The organism is Terrisporobacter muris (assembly GCF_024621905.1).
Classification (GTDB): Bacteria; Bacillota; Clostridia; order Peptostreptococcales; family Peptostreptococcaceae; genus Terrisporobacter; species Terrisporobacter muris.
In genome coordinates this window covers 1-2,576 of sequence record NZ_JANKBY010000423.1, presented here as the reverse complement: position 1 = coordinate 2,576, position 2,576 = coordinate 1, and the positions used below count along the sequence as shown (strand labels likewise).

The window sequence follows — 2,576 nt, the reverse complement described above, 5'->3', positions numbered from 1 at the left end:
TTAGATTTTAATTTATATATTGGGAGGAATATATATGCAAAAACTACTTAGCAAAACTCGTCAAGCAATTAAAGATTTTAATATGATAGAAGAAAATGATAAAATAGCAGTTGGTTTATCTGGAGGAAAGGATAGTTTAGCATTACTTCATATATTAAAAAGTTATCAAAGATTTTCACCAGAAAAATTTGATCTAATAGCTATAACTTTAAATCCAGGAGGAGTTGACAACACTCCGCTTCATAAACTGTGTAAAGATTTATCAATACCTTATCATGAAGTTCAAACAGATATAAAAGAAATTGTATTCGATATTAGAAAAGAAAAAAATCCATGCTCATTATGCGCAAACTTAAGACGTGGAGCCCTTAATGATACGGCAAAAAAATTAGGTTGCAATAAAGTTGCATTAGGACATCACAGAGATGATGCTATTGAAACTTTCTTAATGTCAATGCTTTATGAAGGTAGAGTAAGTTGCTTCTCTCCTAAAACTCATATGGATAGACAGCAATTAACTATAATTAGACCTATGATTTATGTTGAAGAATATATGACGAAAAAGGCTGCTAAAGATTATAATTATCCAATTATAGAAAATCCTTGCCCAGCTGATGGAAAAACTAATAGACAAAATATAAAAGAACTTGTATCTAGATTAAACGAAGATATGCCTGGTTCTAAAAAGAATATTTTTGGCGCTTTAAATAATCCTGATAAAGTCTTTATTTGGGATAAAGAAAAAATAAGATAAATATTAAGAAGGCTATACCAAAAGTGGTATAGCCTTCTTAATGCATTTTAAATGTATAGTGTCTAGAAAAATACTTTAAAGTATTTTTCTAGTTCATATATAACTTAGCCTCTAATTCTTGGGATATAGCCAAATTATAGATATAAGCATTGCTTACTTCAACTACTAATTTTTCTTCCAATTCTGGAGATAGTTTCATATCATTAATTTTTGCAGCATAGTTCATAACGTATGCTCTTATATTTTTTATTCCATCGCAATTATAATAGTTTAATCCTTCTGCAGGAACTTTATAATTTACACTCAATAAAGATACGAATGTTCTACCTCCAAATAAATCTGCTATAAATCTAGTATATGCATACGCTACTATCAATTCTGGATTTGTGTTACCTATTTCTTTTATTTTTTCTACAAAGGCAATAGTTGATGATAATAATTCATATTTATCTGAGTTTTCACCTAAAAAATATTCTAAATCTTTTTCTATTAATTTATATCTATATAATTCTGGTGTTGCAAACTCTTTAACAACTTCATTATCTTTATTATTTTCTATAGTTTCTTCTATTACCTTGTACATTGCACTAAGGTTAAATAAATATTCTACATAACCATCTACTGATGCATTTCCATCCACTATTCTCTTTAAAATTCCCGAATGCTCTGCTGCACTATGTAAAGCTCCTGTGTTTTTTCTTATTTTAGTTATTAAATCCATAACCGTCACCACCTATAATGTTATATTTTTTATTTGTTTATTACAAAAAGTTTTGTTTTAAGTTTTATTACTACATCTTAATTGATAATAATTATCATTTTCTTTAATATATTTATTCCCCCTTCTTTTTTAACTTAAACATTTTTTTATATTTTTTGTTATTTTTGTGTTATGAATACGATATCCTACCCCTTGGTATCTCTAAGTTGCACCAATTATTAACTATTTAAATTTTTTTGTATACCTGGAGCAAATTTTTTGGTATTATAGATTAGTATGTGTATACAAAATACTTTTTATATAAAACATTTATAGGAGGTCTCATAATGACAAACGAAACAAAAGTTAAAGTTGTAACTGCTGATCCTTCAGCATTAGGACTTTTTGGATTAGCATTAATAACATTTGTTGCTTCATCTCAAAAATTAGGATTAACTTCAGGTGTATCTTACGTTTTACCTTGGGCAATATTCTTAGGAGCTACTGCTCAATTAATAGCTTGTATAAATGATTTCAAGCATGATAATACATTCGGTGCTACAGCATTCGGTGCTTATGCAATGTTCTGGTATGCAGTTGGATTTACTTGGTTAATAAAAGCTGGTGTATTTGGAGCTGAATTAGCAGCTACTGTTGACGTTAAACAATTAGGATTTGCTTACTTAGGATTCTTAATATTCTCTGTAATCATGACTATCGGTGCTATGGAAACTCATAAGGTATTATTTACAATATTTGTTTTAATAGACTTCTTATTCATAGGATTATCATTATCTTCATTCGGTATAATGGAACATGCTATGCACTCATTAGCTGCATACTCTGAAATGGCAATAGCTTTAGTAGGATTCTACGGATGTGGTGCTGCTGTGTTAAATACTCACTTCGGAAGAGTATTCTTACCAGTTGGAAAGCCATTTGGCATATTTAAAAAATAATAACTTATATATATAAATAAATAGCCTTAAACATTTTACTTGAATGTTTAAGGCTATTTTTCACTTTTTATTTTCTTTCATATTTCTATTAACCTAAAAAAATCTGAATTTGGGTACTATAAGTTTTAGTATCAAAAATATCATTAAATAAATCAAATTCTAT

At 28.1% G+C, this 2,576-nt stretch carries 3 protein-coding genes; 2 read left to right on the top strand and 1 reads right to left on the bottom strand.

Annotated elements, in window-relative coordinates; genetic code table 11:
* Positions 1-34 precede the first annotated feature (34 nt).
* On the top strand, positions 35-754 hold the full coding sequence (locus NSA58_RS18720) for a tRNA 2-thiocytidine biosynthesis TtcA family protein (protein ID WP_039679986.1): 720 nt from the start codon (positions 35-37) through the stop codon (positions 752-754).
* Between the two features lie 88 nt (positions 755-842).
* Here NSA58_RS18720 and NSA58_RS18715 read toward each other — a convergent pair whose 3' ends face one another.
* Complete coding sequence (locus NSA58_RS18715; RefSeq protein ID WP_074429824.1) at positions 843-1,475, bottom strand: biliverdin-producing heme oxygenase; 633 nt, start codon at positions 1,473-1,475, stop codon at positions 843-845.
* A gap of 326 nt (positions 1,476-1,801) precedes the next feature.
* Here NSA58_RS18715 and NSA58_RS18710 point away from each other — a divergent pair, with 326 nt between their 5' ends.
* Positions 1,802-2,413 (top strand): acetate uptake transporter, encoded by a 612-nt coding sequence (locus tag NSA58_RS18710; RefSeq protein WP_039679984.1) that lies wholly within the window; start codon positions 1,802-1,804, stop codon positions 2,411-2,413.
* Positions 2,414-2,576: the final 163 nt, after the last annotated feature.